Below are 20,906 nucleotides of genomic sequence, written 5' to 3'. Positions count from 1 at the left end.
GTCACGGTTCCGAGCGCATCCCCAATACGGCGGTAATCCCTGCACGAGGGCGCCGGCCCCGATGATCCGTGCCAGCGTGGAGAGGCTCGGGGGGCCGGCGGACGTCGACCTGCACGACTTCGCCAAGGAGGGGAAACATGCGGTTCAACCTGCTCGCGCGCACTGCCATCGCCGGGGTGTGCATGACGGCTCTCGTGGCGCCGACGTCGACGTCGGCCGCGAGTGTCCCATCGGTCGCGCACGCCAGGGCGGCCACCCACACGATCACCGCCACGGTGACCAAGCACGGAGTCTCGTTGAAGGGCGTCAAGGGCCTGCACGCGGGGCGCGCCAAGATCGTCGTCAAGGGCAAGGGCCACGACACGGTCACCTTCGCGTCCCTGAAGAAGGGGTACGCGATGTCGCGCTTCCTCAAGGACCTGCACGGCTTCGAGACCAACAACGCCAAGGCCATCAAGCGCATCTACGCCAAGGTGGACGCCCTGGGCGGCGTGGTCCCGGGTGACACCGGGAGCATCGTCTTCCCGCACCCGGGCACCTACTTCGCCATGCCCGGGGGCGGGCGCATCTCCGAGCCCACGACGTTCACGGTGGGCTCGAAGCGGCAGACCAGGACGCCCGACGTCGACGGCAGGATCGTCGCCACCGACGGACCGGGGTGGGGCGGTAGCACCACCATCCCGGCCAAGGGCACGCTGATGTTCAAGAACACGGCGACTACGCCGGTGCTGCACTTCGTGTCGATGCAGCGCGTCGCCGAGGGCACCACCGTCGAGACGGTGCTCGAGGCACTCCAGAGCGACCAGGGCCCGGACCCGGACTGGGTGCTGTCGGGGTCGCTCGAGACGGACGTGCTCTCGCCGCACCGCGCCATGACGGTCGACTACGACCTGCCTGCCGGCCAGTACGTCGTCCTGTGCTTCATGCCCGACCCGAAGATGCACGGGATGCCGCACGCGCTCATGGGCATGATCGAGATGATCCACCTGGGGTGAATCGGCCGCTGCGTCGCGGTCCGGGCCCCGTCCCGGTCCGCGACGCAGTCATGCTGCTACGCGGTCCGGGTCACTCGGGGTCGTGCCGGAACCACACGGTGGCCAGCGGCGGCACCACGATGTCGGCGTACGCCGGGTGGTGGCTGCCGCCGTTGCTGCCCTCGACCGCCTGCACGGCACCGAGGTTGCCCACGCCGGAGCCGGTGTACGCCGAGGCGTCGGTGTTGAGCACCTCGGTCCAGCGTCCCGCAGCCGTGAGCGGCAGCCGGTAGCCCTCGTGCGGCACGGCTGCGAAGTTGGCCACGCACACCACGTCGGGCTCGCCGGGGGAGCGGCGCACGAAGGAGAACACGTTGCGGTGGGCGTCGTTGGCGTCGAGCCACTCGAAGCCCTCGGGGGAGTTGTCACGCCCCCACAGGGCGCCGGAGGCGACGTACGCCGCGTTCATGTCGCGCACCATCGCGTGCACCCCGGAGTGCTCGGGGTGCTCGAGCAGCCACCAGTCGAGCTCGCGGGACTCCGCCCACTCCGACTCCTGGCCGATCTCGGCGCCCATGAAGAGCAGCTGCTTGCCCGGGTGGGCCCACATGAAGGCCAGGTAGGCCCGCAGGTTGGCCAGCTGCTGCCAGCGGTCGCCCGGCATCTTGCGCAGCAGCGAGCCCTTGCCGTGCACGACCTCGTCGTGGCTGATCGGCAGCACGTAGTTCTCGGTGAAGGCGTAGACCAGCGAGAAGGTCATCTGGCCGTGGTGGTGGCTGCGGTAGATCGGGTCCTTGGACGCGTAGCCCAGGGAGTCGTGCATCCAGCCCATGTTCCACTTAAAGCCGAAGCCCAGGCCCCCCTCGGAGGTCGGCCCGGTCACGCCCGGCCACGCGGTCGACTCCTCGGCGATGGTCACCACGCCGGGCACCCGCTTGTAGACGGTCGCGTTCATCTCCTGGAGGAACTGCACCGCCTCGAGGTTCTCGCGGCCACCGTGCTTGTTGGGACTCCACTCGCCGTGCTCGCGGCCGTAGTCGAGGTAGAGCATCGAGGCGACGCCGTCGACGCGCAGGCCGTCGGCGTGGAACTCCTCGAGCCAGTACAGCGCGTTGGCGTAGAGGAAGTTGCGCACCTCGTGCCGACCGAAGTTGAAGATGTGGGAGCCCCACTCCTTGTGCCAGCCGCGCTGCGGGTTGGGGTCCTCGTAGAGCGGAGTGCCGTCGAAGCGGGCCAGCGCCCACTCGTCGGTGGCGAAGTGGCCGGGCACCCAGTCGAGGATGACGCCGATGCCGGCCTGGTGCAGGCGGTCGATGAGCCGCTTGAGTCCGTCGGGGTCGCCGAAGCGGGCGTCGGGGGCGAAGTACGACGTGACGTGGTAGCCCCACGACCCGCCGAACGGGTGCTGCATCACCGGCATCAGCTCGACGTGGGTGAAGCCGAGGTCGTCGAGGTAGGGGACCAGCGCGTCGGCGATCTCGTCCCACGCGTAGATGTCGCCGCCGTAGTGGCGCCGCCACGACGCGAGGTGCATCTCGTAGATCGCCATCGGCTCGTCGACGGGCTGCTTGGCGGCCCGCGCCGCGATCCACTCGGCGTCGTCCCACTGGTAGTCGGAGGCCCACACGATGGAGGCCGAGCTCGGCGGCTTCTCGGCGTAGAACGCCATCGGGTCGGCGCGGTCGGTCCAGGCGCCGTCGGCACCGCGCAGTCGGTACTTGTACTGCGAGCCGATGCCGGCCTCGGGGACCAGGACGTGCCACACGCCGGAGTCGCCCACCCGGGTCATCGGGTGCCGCGAGCCGTCCCAGCCGGCCCACTCGCCGGCGACCTGGACCTCGAGGGCGTTGGGGGCCCACACGCGGAACGCGGTGCCGTCGTCGGTGGGGTGCGCGCCGAGGACCTTCCACAGCTCCTCGTGGCGTCCCTCGTTGATGAGGTGGATGTCCAGCTCACCGGGCGCGCTGGGGTCCGCGGCGGCGGCGGCGCCGGCCGCGGGGGCCGTGGGGACGGGGGCCGCGGGGGTGGTGGGTGTGGTGGGAGTGCTCATGCCTGCTCCATCCTGGCCAGCGCGTCGAGCGGGATGCCCACCCACGTCGGCCGGTTGCGGGCCTCGTAGACCGCCTCGTAGACGGCCTTGTCGGCCACGTAGGCCGAGAGCAGGGTCTGCTCCTCGGCGGTCAGCTCGTGTGCGGCGTACGCCGCCAGGAACGCGCTGGAGTTGCGTGCGGACCACTCGGTCGCGCGGTAGGACAGCTGTTCCTCGGTGCCCTCGGCCGGGTCGGCCGCGAAACCGGTCATCATGACCACGCGCGGTGCGTAGTCGAAGGAGCGGAGCATCCCCGCGACGTCGCGCCAGGGGGAGTCGGGCAGCATCCGCTCGGCGAGCGGCTTGGCGGGCTCGCCCTCGAAGTCGACGATCTTCCAGCCCTTCACGGTGCGCAGCGTCTGGCCCAGGTGCAGGTCGCCGTGGACCTGCTGGACCTCGAGCTCGCCCAGCGCGGCCAGGGCGTCGTACGTCGCGCGCAGGGCGTCCGCGTGCTCGCCCAGCCCCGGGACGACGTCGAGTGCCGCGTCCAGCCGGCCCCGCATGGCGTCGGCCAGGGCGGCCGTCTCGGCGGCGGAGCGGGTCGTGACGGGGAAGTGGGCGGCCAGCGCCGCGTGCGTCTCGGCCAGCGCGGTCCCGAGGCGGGACGCCTCGCCGGCGAAGTCGCCGCCGACCTCCTCGGCGTGCAGGTCGGCCTCGGCGAAGAGGTTGCGCACGCTGGACAGCGCGAGGTCCCAGCCGTCGGAGGCCGTCCGCAGGAACTGCTGGAGCATGGCCAGCTGGATGGTGGTGTCGGCCTCGTCGTCGACGACGTCGAGCCAGCCGTAGAGCGCGGCCACGTGCTCGGAGCCGGCCCGGGTGAGCACCTCGTGGATCGAGATGTCCGGGTTGACCCCGGGGGTGACCTTGCGGAAGACCTTCATCAGCGAGTCCTCGCCGAAGGCGACCGAGGAGTTGGACTGCTCGCCGCTGAAGAGCGTGGAGTGCACGTCCAGGTCGAGCTCGTGGCCCTCGACGCGGTGGAAGGCCAGCCGGTCGCGGGTGACGCGGCCGTCGGTGACCTCGGCGAACGCGCGCAGCCACAGCCCCATCGCCTGTCGGTCGTGGAGGGCGTCGTACACGAAGGCGTGCCCGAAGGCGTCGTCGTGCCACTCGCCCACCGAGGCGTGCTCGAGGCGCTCCTGGTGCTCGCTGTAGTAGGCGAGGGGGAGCTGGTAGAGCTCGGTCCCGCCGCCGGCGTAGGTCAGCTCGGCGAGCTCGATGGTGACGTGCAGCCCCGGGGGCGGGTCGGGCAGCTCGCCGACGCGGCGGATCCCCGTCAGCGTCCAGTCGCGGCCCTTGCCGCCGAACCACCGGGCGTTGGCGATGAAGTCGCGCAGGGTGTCACTCACGGGTGGCTCCCATCCTCGACGAGGCGCATCCAGTAGAAGCCGTAGCCGCCCAGGGTGAGCAGGTACGGCAGCTCGCCGATGCGGGGGAACGGTACGCCGCCGAGCAGCTCGACGGGGACCAGGCCCTCCCAGTGGCGCAGGTCGAGCTCGACCGGCTGCGGGAAGCGGGACAGGTTGTTGATGCACAAGATGACGTCGCGGGTGCCGTCGTCGGCCACGTGCTCGCGCACGTAGGACAGCACGCACGGGTTGGACCCGCCGAGGTCGGTGAAGGACCCCAGACCGAAGGCGTGGTGGCGCCGGCGCGCGTGGACCAGGCGACGGGTCCACTGCAGCAGCGAGGAGGAGTTCTCCAGCTGGGCCTCGACGTTGACCGACTGGTAGCCGTAGACCGGGTCCTGGATGGCCGGCAGGTGCAGCCGCCCCGGGGTGGCCGAGGAGAAGCCGGCGTTGCGGTCGGGGGTCCACTGCATCGGGGTGCGGACGCCGTCGCGGTCACCGAGCCAGATGTTGTCGCCCATGCCGATCTCGTCGCCGTAGTAGAGGACCGGCGAGCCGGGCAGCGACAGCAGCAGGGCGGTGAAGAGCTCCATCCGGTTGATGTCGTTGTCGAGGAGCGGGGCCAGCCGCCGGCGGATGCCGATGTTGGCCTTCATCCGCGGGTCCTTGGCGTACTCCTCCCACATGTAGTCGCGGTCCTCGTCGCTGACCATCTCGAGGGTGAGCTCGTCGTGGTTGCGCAGGAAGATGCCCCACTGGCAGTTGTCGGGGATCTCGGGCGTCTGCTCGAGGATCTCCGAGATGGGGAAGCGCGACTCACGGCGCACGGCCATGAAGATGCGCGGCATCACCGGGAAGTGGAAGGCCATGTGGCACTCGTCGCCGCCCACGCTGGGGTCGCCGAAGTACTCCACCACGTCGGCGGGCCACTGGTTGGCCTCGCAGAGCAGGACGCGGCCGGGGTAGTTGTCGTCGACGAAGCGGCGGCACTTCTTGAGGAAGTCGTGGGTCTCCTGGAGGTTCTCCCCGTTGGTGCCGGGACGCTCGTAGAGGTAGGGCACGGCGTCGAGCCGGAAGCCGTCGAGACCCATGTCGAGCCAGAAGGCCATCGCGTCCATGATCGCGTCGTGGACCTTGGGGTTGTCGAAGTTGAGGTCCGGCTGGTGGTGGAAGAACCGGTGCCAGTAGTACTGCTGGCGCACCGGGTCCCACGTCCAGTTGGACGGCTCGGTGTCGACGAAGATGACCCGCGCGTCCTCGTAGAGCTCGTCGGTGTCGGACCAGACGTAGAAGTCGCCGTAGGGACCCTCGGGGTCCTCGCGGCTGGCCTGGAACCACGGGTGCGCGTCGCTCGTGTGGTTCATGACGAAGTCGACGATCACCCGGATGTCGCGCTTGTGGCACTCGTCGAGGAAGTCGTGGAAGTCCTCCACGGTGCCGCACTCGGGGAGGATGTCGGTGTAGTCGGAGACGTCGTAGCCCCCGTCGCGCAGCGGCGAGGAGAAGAACGGCGGCACCCACAGGCAGTCGACGCCCAGCCACTGCAGGTAGTCGAGCTTCTCGATCAGGCCCTTGAAGTCGCCCACGCCGTCGCCGTTGGAGTCGCGGAACGAGCGGACCATCACCTCGTAGAAGACGGCCGTCTTGAACCAGTCCGGGGTGGCTGCTGTGGTCGAGGTGTCCTCGAACTCCTCGCTGCTGTGCGCCGTCGTGAGGTCGGCTGCGGAGGTGGCGGGGCTGCGGTCACCGGTGGTCGTCAACGGGGCCTCCTGACGGAGATGATGTGGGCCGGCTCGTGGCCGGGGTCGAGGCGGACGTAGTTGTGGGCGCTCCAGCTCCACTCCTCGCCGGTGATCTCGTCGTGCGCGACGAAGGAGTCGTGCCAGTCGAGGCCGAGGGCGGACATGTCGAGGTGGACCATCGTCTCCCGCGTGCCGTGCGGGTCGAGGTTGACCACCACGAGGACGACGTCGTCGCCCTGCCGCTTGGAGTAGACCAGCACCTGGTCGTCGTCGCTGGCGTGCACCGTGAGGTTGCGCAGCAGCTGCAGCGCGGGGTGCGCCCGGCGGATCTCGTTGAGCCGGGTGAGGTACGGCGCGAGGGTGCGGCCCTCGGCGGCGGCGCCCTCCCAGTCGCGGATGCGGATCTGGTACTTCTCCGAGTCGAGGTACTCCTCGCTGCCCGGCTTGACCGCGACGTGCTCGTAGAGCTCGTAGCCGGCGTACACGCCCCAGCTCGGGGAGCCGGTCGCCGCGACGGCCGCGCGGACCTTGAACGCCGCCGGGCCGCCGTACTGGAGGTAGGCGTGCAGGATGTCGGGGGTGTTGACGAAGAAGTTCGGCCGCATCAGGTGGTCGGACTCGGTGGCGACCTCGGTGAGGTAGTCCTCGAGCTCGCGCTTGCCCGTGCGCCAGGTGAAGTAGGTGTAGCTCTGGTGGTAGCCGACGGCGCCGAGGCCGTGCATCATCGCCGGCCGGGTGAAGGCCTCGGACAGGAAGAGCACGTCCGGGTCGGTGCGTCGCACCTCCTTGAGCAGCCACTCCCAGAAGGCCAGCGGCTTGGTGTGCGGGTTGTCCACCCGGAAGATCCGCACGCCGTGCGACATCCACAGCCGCACGATGCGCAGCACCTCGCGGCAGATGCCGGTCGGGTCGTTGTCGAAGTTGACCGGGTAGATGTCCTGGTACTTCTTCGGCGGGTTCTCGGCATAGGCGATGGTGCCGTCGGCGCGGGTGGTGAAGAACTGCGGGTGGCTGGTGACCCACGGGTGGTCGGGCGCCGCCTGGAGCGCGAGGTCGAGCGCGACCTCGAGCCCGAGCTCACCGGCGCGGGCCACGAAGGCGTCGAAGTCGTCGAAGTCGCCCAGGGCGGGGTGGATGGCGTCGTGGCCGCCGTCCTTGCTGCCGATCGCCCACGGCGAGCCGGTGTCCTCCGGCCCGGGGGTGAGGGTGTTGTTGGGGCCCTTGCGGTTGACCTCGCCGATCGGGTGGATCGGCGGCAGGTAGATCACGTCGAAGCCCATGTCGGCGACCGCGTCGAGCCGCTTCGCGGCGGTGCGGAAGGTCCCGGAGGTGACGGCGCCGGTCTTGGCGTCCCGGGTAGCGCCCTCGGAGCGCGGGAAGAACTCGTACCAGCTGCCGAACAGGGCGCGGGTGCGGTCGGCGTACAGCGGGTAGGGACCCTCGGTCGAGACGAGCTCGCGCAGCGGGTGGTCGCGCAGCACGCCCCACAGCTCGGGGCTCTGCATGGCGGCCAGGCGGGCCTCGACCGGGCGTGCGGTGTCGCCCGCGGCCTGGGCGGCGCCGCCCACCACGGACCTCTGGTGGGTGTCGAGGTCGCCCGAGGCGATCACGCGCTCGAGGAGCAGCCGGCCCTCGGTGAACATCAGCTCGACGTCGACGCCGGCGGGGATCTTGAGCCCGGCGTCGTGCTCCCAGGTGGCCAGGGGGTCGGACCACGCGGCGATCTCGAAGGTCCACGAGCCCTCGGCGTCGGGCGTGACCCACGCGTCGTACCGGTCGGGGACCTCCCCGTGCTTGGCCATCCGCACGGGCGCGCGGCGCGTCCCGGAGGGATCGGTCAGGACCACCTCGGCGCTCAGCTGGTCGTGTCCCTCCCGGAACACGGACGCGCGGACGGGCATCGGCTCGCCGACGGTGGCCTTGGCCGCCTGGCGGCCGAGGTCGACGACGGGGGAGACGTCCATGACGGGTATGCGTCCAACCATGCGCCCACACTTGCGAACCCGGGGGTCCTCACGCAAGCCGGGTCCGGACACGTCACCCCCGCGTCCGGTCCCGGCGTCGGTCCCGGCCGGTGCGTTCAGCGTCGTACGACGATCCGCGCACGCGCCGACCTCGACGGTGCGAAGGCCGTGCGGTCGGCCGGCCGGAAGAACACCCGGACCCCGTGCCTCCCGGGCGCCAGACGCCGCGAGACCCGCAGCCTCAGGGTCAACCGGTCGACCCGGACCTTCGCGTAGCGGCGTCCGTCGATCCTCACCACCCAGTGGCCGAGGCGCTCGGCGCGGGCGCCGTCGAGCCGCAGCCGGGCCTTCAGCACCGGGGCGGCGGTGGCGCCGGTCTGCACCGCGCGACGGATCCGGAGCCGGACCGAGGTACCCACCCGCCCGGGTGTGCCGGCGGTCCCTCCCGTGCCGGTGCCGGGCGTCGTGCCGGTGCTCGTGCCGCCCGTGCCAGTGCCAGTGCCGGTCCCGGTGCCAGTGCCGGTCCCGGTCCCGCCGGTCCCGGTCCCGTCCGAGCCGGCGTCGGTGGTGAACACCTGCAGCTCCGCGGCGTGCACGATGGTTCCGCGGTCGGACGCGGTGGCGCAGTCGGTGTCGTTGAGCGGGTCGTCGTCCTGCTCGCCCGCGAAGTCCGGGCCGCCCGTGCACTGGTTGTGCAGGGTCACCAGCCGTACGGCGGCCGCCTCGGTGTCGGGCACGTCGAACTCCCGCATCGTGAGGGTCGGGGCCACGGGGCGCGGCTTGACGCCGGGGAACGCGTCGGCCGGCGAGGTGTAGAACCGGGTCCAGGTGGCGTCGGCGGACCCGCAGCCCGTCGTGCAGGCTTCCAGGGCGAACTGGCGCAGCGCGGTGAAGCGCGAGCCCGAGTCGGGGTCCTCCTGGGCGAGGGGCACCGTGCTGTCACCGGCCGGGGCCGGGGTCAGGTAGGCGCTCACGTCGACCCGGCGGACCGTCTGCACGTCGCCGGCGAGGTCGACGGCGACCGAGGGGTTCCTCGTGTCGACGTTGCCGGCGGTGACCCCTCCCCAGTTGGTGGCCTCGGTGCCGTCGATGAGGGCCTCGGGGTTGAGCGACCCCTCGGTCGCCCCGATGACCGAGGCGCCCGCGGCGGCGGACGCGACGTTGGGCCGGTCTTGCACGGGCACCGTGATGGCGCCCCCGCCGGCCGGTACCGTCAGCGTGAAGCGGGTGAACCCGTGGTCGGGGGAGACCGCGAGCATCCGATAGGTCCCGGGGGTGAACGACGCCGTCGCACCCAGCGGCGTACCCGCGTCGGTGTCCGCGACCGGGGTGACGCGGGCCTCGTAGTCGCCCACGTAGACCTGTGCGGCTCCGGCGGTGGTGAAGGTGACGGCCGCGTTGCCCGTGGGCGCCGCGAAGCCCGGCACCGGCTGGTCGTCGTCGGCCGAGGCCACCGACGCGTCGACGCCCATGCCGCGGCGGGCGAACGCCCTCCACAGCACGTCCTGGTCGGCGCCGCCGAAGCGCATCCGGTCGGCCGCGAGCATCGCGTCCCGCGCGTCGAGCATCGAGGTGGCGCCCTGCTGCAGCAGGAAGGAGTCGAACATCAGCTGGAGCCAGCGGCGGTTGCCGGGGCAGGCGTCGGCCGCGGTCGGGCTCGCGGTCCGCGTCGCCTGCGCGCAGCGCAGCTGCAGGGCCGTGTCCTCGTAGTCGAACGAGGCGTCGTACGCGTCCACGAGGGCCTGGCGGACCTCCCACATGGTGCCGTTCCAGATCTCCCCGTCGGCGTGCACCTCCGGCCCGGTGATGTCGAAGCCGTAGTCGGAGTAGTTGAGCGGGTTGCGGTCGATGGCGTAGTCGCGGATGGCGGTGTCGAGGTTGCCGGTGGCGTAGGCGCCGACCGCCCAGATGTTGCCGCCGTTGCCGTAGCCGTGCACGTGGTGGTACTCCGCGGCGACCAGGTCGCCCCACGACTCGCCCATCGCGCCGCCCTGCTCGGAGGTCAGCCCCTCGTCGGGACCGCCGACCATCCGGTTGGTGATGGCGTGGGTGTACTCGTGCCCGACGATGCCCATGTCGAGGCCGCCGTCGGTGCAGGGGGCGTAGAAGGCGCCGGCGATCGGCTGGAAGAGGTACTGGTTGGTGATGCCGGGGATGCCGTCCTGCAGGGCGATCTGGTTGGCGTTGTCGCGTCCGAGCCCGGTCGTGTAGCTGGAGCCGGTGAGCGCGCCGGCCTGGGCGTTGCCGACCTCCGCGTCACCCCCGACGCCGCCGCGGCCGCCGTTGTCGGTCTGCAGGTTGTAGTTGTCCTCGGTGAAGCCGAGGTAGTAGCTGAAGTCGTGCATGCGGTTGTGCGCGACGAACAGGTTGGTGACCGAGGCCTCGATGTCGTTGCCGCCGGGGACGAGCTCGGCGGGGTTGCACCGCGAGTTGTTCCAGGCGTCGGTGAACTCCGGCGTGTAGTCGCGGGTCGGCGAGACCGGCGCCTGCGCCAGGCCACCGGGGCTCAGCGGGCTCAGCCACGCCTCGTGGGTGTTGGCGTTGTTGCCGACCGTCGTGGAGCTGGAGAGTCCCGCGGCGATGCTGTCCCAGGGGCCGAAGGCGGCCACGTTGGCGAGCTCGCCGGGCGGGGTGTCGCAGTCCTCTCCGGGCAGCTTCCAGCAGCCCACGACGCCGTTGGCGGGCGTCTCGGTGGGGGAGTCGAGCGTGGGGTTGGCGGGGAAGTAGCGCCAGCGCGGCTCGAAGCCCACCTGGCCGCCGGTGGGGGGAGCGGTGTCGCTCGTGGAGACGGCGAGGGAGTACTGCCCGACGACGACCGAGGCGCTGTCGAAGGGGCACACCTGGACGGAGTAGGTGCCGGCCGGGATCGAGTCGGCCGTGTAGGTGGCGACCTCCGGGCTGGTCCCGAGGTCGTAGGTGCCGAGCAGCGCGTCGCCGGGGCCGAAGACCTTGAGGGTCACGTCGTCGGCCGGCAGCGCCACGCCGACGGCGTTGATCGAGCGGGTCAGGTCGTCGGTCAGCTCGAAGGCGTGCCGCGGACCGCAGTCGGTGGCGGTGATCGCCCCGGTGAACAGGTTGTTGTACGCCGCGTTGTCGACCTGGTTGCGACGCACCAGCACGTCGCCGGTGACGGCGTCGACCAGCGAGGTGTACGCCGACGCGGCACCGCCGGCGACGTCGACGACGTTGGCCTCCAGGACCGGACGGACCGTGCCGTCGGCCATCGGCAGCGCCCGCAGGCGCACCTGCTGCTCCCGGGCCAGGCCGGGCACGGTCAGGCGGGTCCACCCGGTGGCGGAGCCGACGACCTCCACGGCGGCGGCGTCGACCCGCGGGAGCCCGGCGTCCGCGGCGGCGGCCAGCCAGCCCTGGAGCGGGGTCAGCACCGCGTCGGGGACCGACGAGGTGCGGCTGCGCGCGAGGGACGACGAGACGTAGCGGACCTGGCCGTCGCTGACCCCCACGGTCACCAGGCCGCCGGCGGCGGCCGGGAGGCCGTCGTACTGCTGGCGGAGGAGGACGGCGCGCGCGTCGCTGCCCGCCAGGCGCTGGTCGTTGACCAGCTCCAGCCCGTCGACCTGTGCGACGGTCAGTCCGAAGGCGGCCGCGTGGTCGCGCAGCCAGGCCCGGGCGCCGGCGACGGGGTCGCCGGGTGCGGCGCCCAGGGAGCCGTCGGCGGGCAGGATCGACGCGGGGGTGCCGAGGTCGTTCCACCGCACCGTGGACGCACCGAGCGCCGCGATCGCCTGGCGCTGGCCGGCCAGCGGGGTGGCCGTGCCCCGCAGGTCCCGGTCGCCGAGGGCGTCGACGGGATCGCCGAGGGTGGTCAGCGCGTCGAGGTCGACGGCCGCGGCGGGGGCGGTCGAGCCGGAGGCGGGCAGCTGGGCGAGGCCACCGATCACGGTGAGCGCGAGCAGGCCGGCGACGAGCCCGGTGCGGCGCGGGGTGCGGGTGCGGGTCATGCGGCGACAACGGCACAGTGCCGAGCGGGGTTACGCGCGGTCTGGTCCGGCGCGCCCCACGAGCGCTCCGCGACGGTTGTTGGATCGATCAAAGGAAATGCCCTACGGTCGGGTCCGTGCGAGCCATTCGACGATTCACCGTGCGTCCTGTCCTGCCCGAGCCGCTGGCCGGCCTGGCCACCCTGGCCGGCAACCTGCGCTGGTCGTGGCACCCCGAGACGCAAGACGTCTTCCGGGCGATCGACGAGCGCCTGTGGGGCGAGGTCAACCACGACCCGGTGCGCCTGCTGGGCGCCGTGGGCCGCGGCCGGCTCGACGAGCTGGCCGGCGACGCCGCGTTCCTCGAGCAGCTGCGGGTGGCGACCAAGTCGCTCGAGCACTACCTCAACGGCGAGCGCTGGTACGCCCGCAAGGCCGGCCCCGACGCTCCCCGGTCGATCGCGTACTTCTCGCCCGAGTACGGCATCACCGCCGTCCTCCCGCAGTACTCCGGCGGCCTCGGCATCCTGGCCGGCGACCACCTCAAGGCCTCCTCCGACCTGGGCATCCCGGTGACCGGCGTCGGCCTGTTCTACCGCCACGGCTACTTCAAGCAGTCGCTGTCCCGCGAGGGCTGGCAGCAGGAGACCTACCCGGTCCTCGACCCCGACGAGCTGCCGCTGACGCTGCTGCGCGAGGCCGACGGCTCCCGCGCGATCGTCTCGATCGACCTGCCCGGCGGCCAGCCGCTGCTGGCGCGCATCTTCGTCGCGCACGTGGGCCGCGTCCCGCTGCTGCTCCTCGACTCCGACATCGAGGAGAACCCGCAGCACTACCGCGACGTCACCGACCGGCTGTACGGCGGCAACTCCGAGCACCGCCTGCGCCAGGAGCTGCTGCTCGGGGTGGGCGGTGTGCGCGCGCTGCGTGTCTACTCCCGCATCACCGGCGCCCCGGCGCCCGAGGTCTTCCACACCAACGAGGGCCACGCCGGCTTCCTCGGCATCGAGCGGATCCGCGAGCTCACCGTGGGCGAGGGCGGCCCCGGCCTCGACTTCGACACCGCGCTCGAGGTCTCCCGGGCCGGCACGGTCTTCACCACGCACACCCCGGTGCCCGCCGGCATCGACCGCTTCCCGCGCGAGCTCGTCCAGCAGTACTTCGGCGGCGAGGCGTCTCCGACCCCCGGCGTGCCGGCCGACCGGGTGCTCGCGCTCGGCGCGGAGGACTACGAGAGCGGCGACGCCGCGGTCTTCAACATGGCCGTCATGGGCTTCCGACTCGCCCAGCGCGCCAACGGCGTCTCCCAGCTGCACGGCCACGTGTCGCGCGGGATGTTCAACGGCCTCTGGCCGGCCTTCGACGAGGCCGAGGTGCCGATCGGCTCGGTCACCAACGGCGTCCACGGCCCGACCTGGATCGCCCGCGAGATCTTCGACCTCGCCGCCGAACTGGGTGCCGACGTCGACGGTGACGACACCGACGGCCTGTGGCCGCTGGTCGACCGCATCGACGGCAAGCGGCTCTGGGACCTCAAGCGCACCTTGCGCGCCCGCCTCGTCGACGACGCCCGCGTCCGGCTGGACAAGTCGTCGGCCAAGCGCGGCTTCGCGCCGGCCGAGCGCCGCTGGATCGAGTCGGCGCTCGACCCCGACGTGCTGACGATCGGCTTCGCGCGCCGCGTGCCGTCGTACAAGCGCCTCACGCTGATGCTGCGCGACCCTGCGCGCCTCAAGCGGCTGCTCCTCGACCCCGAGCGCCCGGTGCAGCTGGTCATCGCCGGCAAGTCGCACCCGGCCGACGACGGCGGCAAGAAGCTCATCCAGGAGATGGTGCGCTTCGCCGACGACCCCGAGGTCCGGCACCGCATCGTGTTCCTGCCCAACTACGACATCGCGATGGCGCAGCCGCTCTACCCCGGCTGCGACGTGTGGCTCAACAACCCGCTGCGCCCCTACGAGGCGTGCGGCACCTCGGGCATGAAGGCCGCGCTCAACGGCGGGCTCAACCTCTCCATCCTCGACGGCTGGTGGGACGAGTGGTACGACGGCAACAACGGCTGGGCGATCCCGTCCGCCGACGGCGTCGAGGACCAGGACCGCCGCGACGACCTCGAGGCCACCGCGCTCTACGACCTCATCGAGAACGAGGTCGCGCCGCGCTTCTACGACGTCGACGAGCAGGGTGTGCCCACCCGCTGGCTGGAGATGGTGCGCCACACGCTGAAGTCGCTCGGCCCCAAGGTGCTGGCCACCCGCCAGGTGCGCGACTACGTCCGTGAGCTGTACGCCCCCGCGGCGCACACGTCGCGGGCGCTCAACTCCGACTACACCGGGGCCCGCGAGCTCGCGCAGTGGAAGCAGCACGTGCGCGGCGCGTGGGGCTCGGTCCGCGTCGAGCACGTCGACTCCGAGGGAGTCGGCGACGCCGCGGAGGTGGGCGCGACCCTCGCCGTGCGGGCCTACGTCGCGCTCGGCGACCTGTCCGCCGACGACGTCGAGGTCCAGGTCGTCCACGGTCGCCCCGGCGCCGACGACGACCTCCTCGACCAGGTGACCACGCCGATGCACGTCTCCGAGTCCTACGAGGGCAACCGGCACCGCTTCGACGCCGACGTGCGCCTCGACCGCTCGGGTCCCTTCGGCTACACGGTGCGGGTGGTGCCGCGCAACGAGTCGCTGGCCTCGGTCGCGGAGCTGGGCCTGGTCTCCGCTCCCGCCTGACGACGCCGCCCGCCCGGGCTGCACCGCGCGACTGTGCAAATACGGTCAAGCGGAGCGGCGCCGGGCCGGGCAGGGTGGGGCCATGACGACAGCGACCGACACGTTCGCCGAGTTCCTCGACGTGCTGGCCGAGACCCTCGACCTCGGCAGCGCGGAGCGGGCGCGGCGGATGCACCTGTCGCGGTTCCACCTCGACCGGATCGTCTCCGCGACCGGGGGCGAGCCCCCCGGCCGGATGCGGCGGCGGCTCCTGCTGGAGCGGGCGGCCTACCAGCTGGTCGTGACCGACCGGCAGGTCCTGGACATCGCGATCGAGGCGGGCTTCGACTCCCACGAGGGCTTCACCCGCGCGTTCAGGCGTGAGTACGGCGTGGCCCCGAGTCGCTGGCGTCAGCACCCGACGCGCACGCAGCTGCCCGCGCCGAGCCGGGTGCACTTCCACCCGCCCGGCACGCTGCGGCTGCCGACGACCTCGAAGGTGACCCCGATGGACCTGTTGACGCGCATGATCGAGCACCACCTCTGGCTCACCGGCGAGATGCTGGACCGGGCCGACCGCCTGGACGACGACCGGGTCGACGCCCCCATCGAGATGCCGATCGGGACCATCGACGACGACATGTCGATCCGCTCCGTGCTGGGCCGCCTGGTCGGCCAGCTCGCCCAGTGGAACGCCGCCTCCTCGCAGCGGCGCTACGACTGGGACGAGCGCGGCAAGACGATCTCCACGCTGCGCCGGGAGCTGGCCGAGGAGGGCCCCGCGTTCCTCGCCCAGGTGCGCCGGACGATCGAGGAGGGCCGGCTCGATGACACGTTCGTGGATGTGACGTGCGAGCCGCCGCGGGTCTTCACGTTTGGCGGGATGGTGGCCCACGTGCTCACCTTCGCCGCCGTACGACGCGTGGTCGTCCTCGGTGCCCTCGAGACGGCCGGCATCACCGACCTCGACGCCGGTGACCCGATGGAATGGGTGGCCTCCCCGGCCTGAGCTCCCGGGGGACGACCGGGCTCACTTCGTGCGGCGCTCGTCGCGCGAGGCGGTCCGGGCGACGGTGAGCGCCATGATCCGGGCCACGGCCAGCGCCAGGTAGAGCATCCCGGCGATCTGCTCGAGCATCACGAACGCGCGGGCGTGCGGACGGACCGGGATGATGTCGGAGAGCCCCAGGCTCGTCATCGTCGTCACCGACAGGTACAGCATCTCGAACCACGCCGAGGCCTCCAGCGGGTCGTCGATGACGGTGAACGACTCGGGCAGGACCACCTCGATGGCGAGGTAGACGTAGGCGAAGCCCCAGGCCACCACGGTGAACGTCGCGCCGGTGGCGTAGAGCTCGTCGGTGGTCACGACGTGGTCGTCGAACATGTACCGCAGCAGCGCGTAGGCGGTGTAGAAGTAGAACGCCGCGTGGAAGACCGACGACCAGAGCACGACCGACTCGACCCCGGGCGACACCGCCTCCCAGACGGTGAGCACCACGACCGGCAGGCCGAGCCCGGCCGAGATCCAGCTCAGGGCCGGTGTCATCCGCACGGCGAAGACCGCGATCGCCAGCACCAGCAGGGCGAAGATCGAGAAGAGCGCGCGCCCCAGCGGCTGGTCGCCCAGGAACGGGTAGATGACGATCCCGAGGAGCTGGACGATCAGCAGGTCGGCGCAGGGGTGGCGCAGCACCGGGACCTGGCGCAGCCCCCGGACCCGGCGCAAGCCCCTCACCTGACCTCCCGGAGCACGACGACCGAGCGGGACTGCTGCACCAGCGTGCCGCCCGTGGACACCGGCGTGCCGATCGGGTTGTCGGGGCAGGTCGACAGCACCACCTCGCCCTTGTGGACCCACGCGTTCTCGGGCAACCGGACCTCGACGTCGTCGGAGGAGGCGTTGAGCCAGATGACGAAGGAGGAGTCGCGCAGCTGCTCGCCGCGCGGGCCGGGGGAGCGCAGCGGATCGCCGGAGACGAACATCCCCACGGTGTGCAGGCCGTCGTCGTGCCAGTCCGCCGGGGTCATCTCGCGTCCGTCGGGGTGCATCCAGGCGAGGTCCTTGGGGCCGCCCTTGATGGCGGGCCGGCCCTCGAACCAGTGCCGCTGGCGCAGCGCCGGGTGGTCGCGGCGCAGGCGCAGCGCGGTCTTGGTGATCTCGTAGACGTCGAGCCACGCGTCGTCGGGACGCCAGTCGACCCACGACGTCGGGTTGTCCTGGCCGTAGGCGTTGTTGTTGCCGCCCTGGGTGCGGCCGCGCTCGTCGCCGGCGGTGAGCATCGGCACCCCGTTGGACAGGCACAGCGTCACCATCAGGTTGGCCGCCTGCCTCCGGCGCAGCGCGATCACGTCCGGTTCGTCGGTCTCGCCCTCGACGCCGCAGTTCCACGAGCGGTTGTTGTCGGTCCCGTCGCGGTTGTGCTCGCCGTTGGCCTCGTTGTGCTTGTGCTCGTAGGACACGAGGTCGCGCAGCGTGAAGCCGTCGTGGGCGGTGACGAAGTTGACCGAGGCGTACGGCGAGCGCCCGTCGTCGGCGTACAGGTCGCTGGACCCGGCGAGCCGGGTCGCCACCGTCCGGACGCCGGAGGTGTGGCGGCGCCAGAAGTCGCGCACGGTGTCGCGGTACTGGTCGTTCCACTCCACCCACGGCGGCGGGAACTCCCCGACGCGGTAGCCGTCCATCGAGGCGTCCCACGGCTCGGCGATGAGCTTGACGTGCCGCAGGACCGGGTCCTGGCCGATCGCCGTCATCAGGTGGCTGCCGAGGTCCACCTCCTGGCCGGTGCGGGTGAGCGCGCTCAGCAGGTCGAAGCGGAAGCCGTCGACGTGCATCTCGCCGACCCAGTAGCGCAGCGAGTCCAGGATCATCCGCAGGCTCTGGGTGCGGCTGGCGTCGACGGTGTTGCCGCAGCCGGTGACGTCCCAGTAGGTGTCGGGCTCCGGATCGGCGAGCGGGTCGGGGTCGACGACGCGCTGGTAGTAACCGAGGTCGTCGAGGCCGCGGAAGCTCAGCGTCGGCCCGTCCGGGCCGGCCTCGGCGGTGTGGTTGTAGACGACGTCGAGGATCACCTCGATGCCCGCGCGGTGGAACGCCTTGACCATCTCCTTGAACTCGCGGACCTGCTGGCCGCGGTCGCCGGAGGAGGAGTAGGCGTTGTGCGGGGCGAAGAAGCCGAGCGAGTTGTAGCCCCAGTAGTTGACCAGCCCCCGCTCGGCCAGCGCCGGCTCGCTGAAGAACTGGTGCACCGGGAGCAGCTCGACGGCCGTCACGCCGAGGTCGTGCAGGTAGTCGGTGACCGCCGGGGTCGCCAGCCCGGCGTACGTCCCGCGCAGGTGCTCGGGGACCCGGTCGTGCAGCGCGGTCATCCCCTTGACGTGCAGCTCGTAGATCACCGTGTCGCGCCAGCGCCGGCGCTGGGGCACGTCGTCGCCCTCCCAGTCGAAGGCGGGGTCCACGACGACGCTGCGCGCGGTGTACGGCGCGGAGTCGAGGTCGCTGCGCAGCTCGGGGTGGGCGACGTCGTAGCCGTAGATCGCCGGGTGCACCGTGAGGTCGCCGGCGACGGCGGTGGCGTAGGGGTCGAGGAGCAGCTTGGCCGGGTTGAAGCGCAGCCCGCGGTCGGGGTCCCAGTCCCCGTCGACCCGGTAGCCGTAGCGGGTGCCCGCCGGGAGGTCGGGCACGGCGCAGTGCCAGATGCCGAGGGAGAACTCGGTGAGCTGGATGCGGCGCTCGGCGTCGCGGTCGTCGTACAGGCACAACCACGCGGTGCGCGCGAGTGGCGCGTAGACCGCGAAGTTGGTCGACTCGCGCGACCACGTCGCTCCCAACGGCCAGTTGCGGCCGGGCCACACCTCGGTCGTCTCGCCCTGGTGCTCCCACATTCCCGGTGTCACGCCCGGCATTGTCCCTGATTGAATGCCGGGACCCGTCAACCGACCGCAGTGTGTGAGCACGAAGGAGTGACATGACCGACGCGACGCGTGAGTTCGTCCGGCTCGAGGTGGCCGACGGAGTGGCCACGATGCGCCTGGACCGGCCCAAGATGAACGCCCTCGACGTCCGGATGCAGGAGGAGATCCGCGCGGCCGCGCTGGAGGCCACCGAGCGCGACGACGTCAAGGCGGTCGTGGTGTGGGGCGGCGAGCGTGTCTTCGCCGCCGGTGCCGACGTCAAGGAGATGGCCGACATGTCCTACACCGACATGGTCAAGCGCTCCGGCGGGCTGCAGTCGGCCTTCTCCGCGGTGGCCCGGATCCCCAAGCCGGTCGTGGCGGCCGTCAACGGCTACGCGCTCGGCGGGGGCTGCGAGCTCGCCCTGTGCGCCGACATCCGCATCGCCGCCGACGACGCCACCCTGGGCCAGCCCGAGATCCTCCTGGGCATCATCCCCGGCGCCGGCGGCACCCAGCGGCTGACCCGGCTCGTGGGTCCCAGCCGGGCCAAGGACCTGATCTTCTCGGGCCGGTTCGTCAAGGCCGACGAGGCGCTGGCCATCGGGCTGGTCGACCGGGTGGTGCCGGCCGCCGAGGTGTACGACGCCGCCGTGGCGTGGGCGGGCCAGTTCAGCAACGCCGCGTCGTACGCCGTCCGGGCGGCCAAGGAGGCCGTCGACCGGGGCATCGAGGTGGACCTCGAGACCGGCCTGGAGATCGAGCGCCAGCAGTTCGCAGCACTCTTCGCCACGGAGGACCGTGCCATCGGCATGCGGTCCTTCGTTGAGCAGGGGCCGGGCAAGGCCGCCTTCGTGGCACGGTAGCCCGCGCACCACCCACACGACCCAGGACCCGGAAGGACACCACTGTGGCCAAGGACGACACCACCACCGAGACGTCGAGGAAGAGGAGCGGGGCCGCGACCACCGCGGCGCTGCGCGCACGCATCGCCCAGCTGGTCTGGCTGGTGTGCGTGCTGTGCGCCCTGGCGTGCGCCCTCGGTGCCCTGCTGGTCGCGCTCAAGGCCAACACCGACAACGCGCTCGTCGTCTTCGTCAAGGACGCGGCGAGCGCGGTGGACCTCGGGGTCTTCGACCGCCGCGACGGCGTCCTGAAGTTCGACGGCGAGAACGCCGCGACCAAGAACGCCCTGGTCAACTGGGGGCTGGCCGCCGTCGTGTGGCTCGTCATCGGCCGGATCCTGGACCGGATCATCCGCCCCTGATCGGACGCGACGCTGACAGCGTCACTGTGAGTAACCCCACCGCGGACCCTGTTCCGCGGTGGGGTTACTGACTTGTAACCTCGCCACCACACCATCCTCGGATCCGGTGGGCCTCCGCCCCCGGGTCACCAGCTCAGGAGGGGCCGCAAAGGCCACACACCATGAACATTGTCGTCTGTGTGAAGTACGTGCCCGACTCGACCGCCGACCGGCACTTCGAGGAGGACTACACCGTTGACCGCGTCGGAGTGGACGGTCTGCTGTCCGAGCTCGACGAGTACGCCGTCGAGCAGGCGCTGCAGCTCAAGGAGAAGCGCGAGGGCGAGGAGGTCACCGTGACCGCGCTGTGCGTGGGCCCGGAGAAGGCCGTCGACGCCGCCCGCAAGGCGCTGCAGATGGGCGTGGACAAGGCGGTCCACGTGGTCGACGACGCGATCGCGGGCTCCGACTACGCCGCCACCTCGTTGGTGCTGGCCAAGGCCGTCGAGAAGATCAGCGCCGACAACGGTGCGACCGACCTCGTCGTGTGCGGCATGGCCTCTACCGACGCGTCGGGCAGCGTCATCCCGGCGATGCTGGCCGAGCGCCTGGGCCTGCCGCAGGTCACGCTGGCCTCGGTGATCGAGTCCCAGGGCGACCAGGTCCGCATCAAGCGCGACAACGAGGGCTCCACCGAGGTCATCGGCGCCACGATGCCGCTGGTGCTCTCGGTGACCGACCAGTCGGGCGAGGCCCGCTACCCGTCGTTCAAGGGCATCATGGCGGCCAAGAAGAAGCCGCTGGAGACCCTGTCGCTGGCCGACATCGGCGTCGAGGCCGACCAGGTCGGGCTGTCGGTGGCGTGGACGCAGGTCGAGGACACGACCGCCCGCCCGCCGCGCACGGCCGGCGAGATCGTCAAGGACGAGGACGGCTCGGGCGCCACGGCGCTGACCGAGTTCCTCGCCTCCAAGAAGTTCATCTGAGCGCCCGGGAAGAGGGAGA

Annotated in this window: 13 protein-coding genes; 6 read left to right on the top strand and 7 right to left on the bottom strand. The window is 71.6% G+C overall.

What is annotated here, in order from left to right; genetic code table 11:
* Positions 1 to 137: 137 nt before the first annotated feature.
* A complete protein-coding gene (locus ASG94_RS19280; RefSeq protein ID WP_056928107.1) occupies positions 138 to 995 on the top strand; it encodes a hypothetical protein in 858 nt (285 codons plus the stop codon).
* Positions 996 to 1,065: 70 nt separating this feature from the next.
* Here ASG94_RS19280 and glgB read toward each other — a convergent pair whose 3' ends face one another.
* From glgB to ASG94_RS19255, 5 genes are all read right to left on the bottom strand, one after another.
* A complete protein-coding gene (gene glgB / locus ASG94_RS19275) occupies positions 1,066 to 3,024 on the bottom strand; it encodes a 1,4-alpha-glucan branching protein GlgB (RefSeq protein ID WP_082624368.1) in 1,959 nt (652 codons plus the stop codon).
* Complete coding sequence (locus ASG94_RS19270; RefSeq protein WP_056928106.1) at positions 3,021 to 4,412, bottom strand: maltokinase N-terminal cap-like domain-containing protein; 1,392 nt, start codon at positions 4,410 to 4,412, stop codon at positions 3,021 to 3,023. Before ASG94_RS19270 ends, glgB begins: the two co-directional genes overlap by 4 nt.
* Positions 4,409 to 6,172, bottom strand: a complete 1,764-nt coding sequence (gene treS, locus ASG94_RS19265) for a maltose alpha-D-glucosyltransferase (RefSeq protein WP_056928105.1) — start codon at positions 6,170 to 6,172, stop codon at positions 4,409 to 4,411. Before treS ends, ASG94_RS19270 begins: the two co-directional genes overlap by 4 nt.
* Positions 6,169 to 8,118, bottom strand: a complete 1,950-nt coding sequence (locus ASG94_RS19260; protein ID WP_235537334.1) for an alpha-1,4-glucan--maltose-1-phosphate maltosyltransferase — start codon at positions 8,116 to 8,118, stop codon at positions 6,169 to 6,171. Before ASG94_RS19260 ends, treS begins: the two co-directional genes overlap by 4 nt.
* A 116-nt stretch (positions 8,119 to 8,234) precedes the next feature.
* On the bottom strand, positions 8,235 to 12,080 hold the full coding sequence (locus ASG94_RS19255) for a M36 family metallopeptidase (RefSeq protein ID WP_156411716.1): 3,846 nt from the start codon (positions 12,078 to 12,080) through the stop codon (positions 8,235 to 8,237).
* A gap of 116 nt (positions 12,081 to 12,196) precedes the next feature.
* Here ASG94_RS19255 and glgP point away from each other — a divergent pair, with 116 nt between their 5' ends.
* Positions 12,197 to 14,782: an alpha-glucan family phosphorylase gene (gene glgP, locus ASG94_RS19250; RefSeq protein ID WP_056928103.1), complete on the top strand. Its 2,586-nt coding sequence runs from the start codon at positions 12,197 to 12,199 to the stop codon at positions 14,780 to 14,782.
* An 82-nt stretch (positions 14,783 to 14,864) separates the two neighbouring features.
* On the top strand, positions 14,865 to 15,770 hold the full coding sequence (locus ASG94_RS19245; protein ID WP_056928102.1) for a helix-turn-helix transcriptional regulator: 906 nt from the start codon (positions 14,865 to 14,867) through the stop codon (positions 15,768 to 15,770).
* Between the two features lie 21 nt (positions 15,771 to 15,791).
* On the opposite strand, the gene ASG94_RS19240 is transcribed toward ASG94_RS19245, so the two are convergent.
* Entirely contained in the window at positions 15,792 to 16,490 is a 699-nt protein-coding gene (locus ASG94_RS19240) for an ion channel (protein ID WP_056928101.1), read from the bottom strand.
* Positions 16,491 to 16,495: 5 nt separating this feature from the next.
* Positions 16,496 to 18,658: a glycogen debranching protein GlgX gene (gene glgX, locus ASG94_RS19235; RefSeq protein ID WP_056928176.1), complete on the bottom strand. Its 2,163-nt coding sequence runs from the start codon at positions 18,656 to 18,658 to the stop codon at positions 16,496 to 16,498.
* A 71-nt stretch (positions 18,659 to 18,729) separates the two neighbouring features.
* Here glgX and ASG94_RS19230 point away from each other — a divergent pair, with 71 nt between their 5' ends.
* The 3 genes from ASG94_RS19230 to ASG94_RS19220 all read left to right on the top strand — a co-directional run bounded on the left by ASG94_RS19230 (position 18,730) and on the right by ASG94_RS19220 (position 20,887).
* Entirely contained in the window at positions 18,730 to 19,521 is a 792-nt protein-coding gene (locus ASG94_RS19230; protein ID WP_056928100.1) for an enoyl-CoA hydratase/isomerase family protein, read from the top strand.
* Between the two features lie 44 nt (positions 19,522 to 19,565).
* On the top strand, positions 19,566 to 19,922 hold the full coding sequence (locus ASG94_RS19225; protein ID WP_235537333.1) for a hypothetical protein: 357 nt from the start codon (positions 19,566 to 19,568) through the stop codon (positions 19,920 to 19,922).
* A 161-nt stretch (positions 19,923 to 20,083) separates the two neighbouring features.
* Positions 20,084 to 20,887 carry an electron transfer flavoprotein subunit beta/FixA family protein gene (locus ASG94_RS19220; protein ID WP_056928099.1) on the top strand — a complete coding sequence of 268 codons (804 nt, stop codon included), beginning with the start codon at positions 20,084 to 20,086 and terminating at the stop codon, positions 20,885 to 20,887.
* Positions 20,888 to 20,906 lie beyond the last annotated feature (19 nt).

Origin of the sequence: Nocardioides sp. Soil805, from assembly GCF_001429625.1 — a bacterium.
Taxonomy (GTDB): domain Bacteria; phylum Actinomycetota; class Actinomycetes; order Propionibacteriales; family Nocardioidaceae; genus Nocardioides.
This window is presented reverse-complemented; position numbering and strand designations above follow the sequence as displayed.

Bases quoted from the DNA above. Each gene is read 5' to 3' on its own strand.
- glgB (WP_082624368.1), bottom strand. From the start codon at position 3,024: ATGAGCACTCCCACCACACCCACCACCCCCGCGGCCCCCGTCCCCACG.
- ASG94_RS19230 (WP_056928100.1), top strand. From the start codon at position 18,730: ATGACCGACGCGACGCGTGAGTTCGTCCGGCTCGAGGTGGCCGACGGA.
- ASG94_RS19245 (WP_056928102.1), top strand. From the start codon at position 14,865: ATGACGACAGCGACCGACACGTTCGCCGAGTTCCTCGACGTGCTGGCC.
- ASG94_RS19220 (WP_056928099.1), top strand. From the start codon at position 20,084: ATGAACATTGTCGTCTGTGTGAAGTACGTGCCCGACTCGACCGCCGAC.
- ASG94_RS19255 (WP_156411716.1), bottom strand. From the start codon at position 12,080: ATGACCCGCACCCGCACCCCGCGCCGCACCGGGCTCGTCGCCGGCCTG.
- ASG94_RS19280 (WP_056928107.1), top strand. From the start codon at position 138: ATGCGGTTCAACCTGCTCGCGCGCACTGCCATCGCCGGGGTGTGCATG.
- ASG94_RS19260 (WP_235537334.1), bottom strand. From the start codon at position 8,118: ATGGACGTCTCCCCCGTCGTCGACCTCGGCCGCCAGGCGGCCAAGGCC.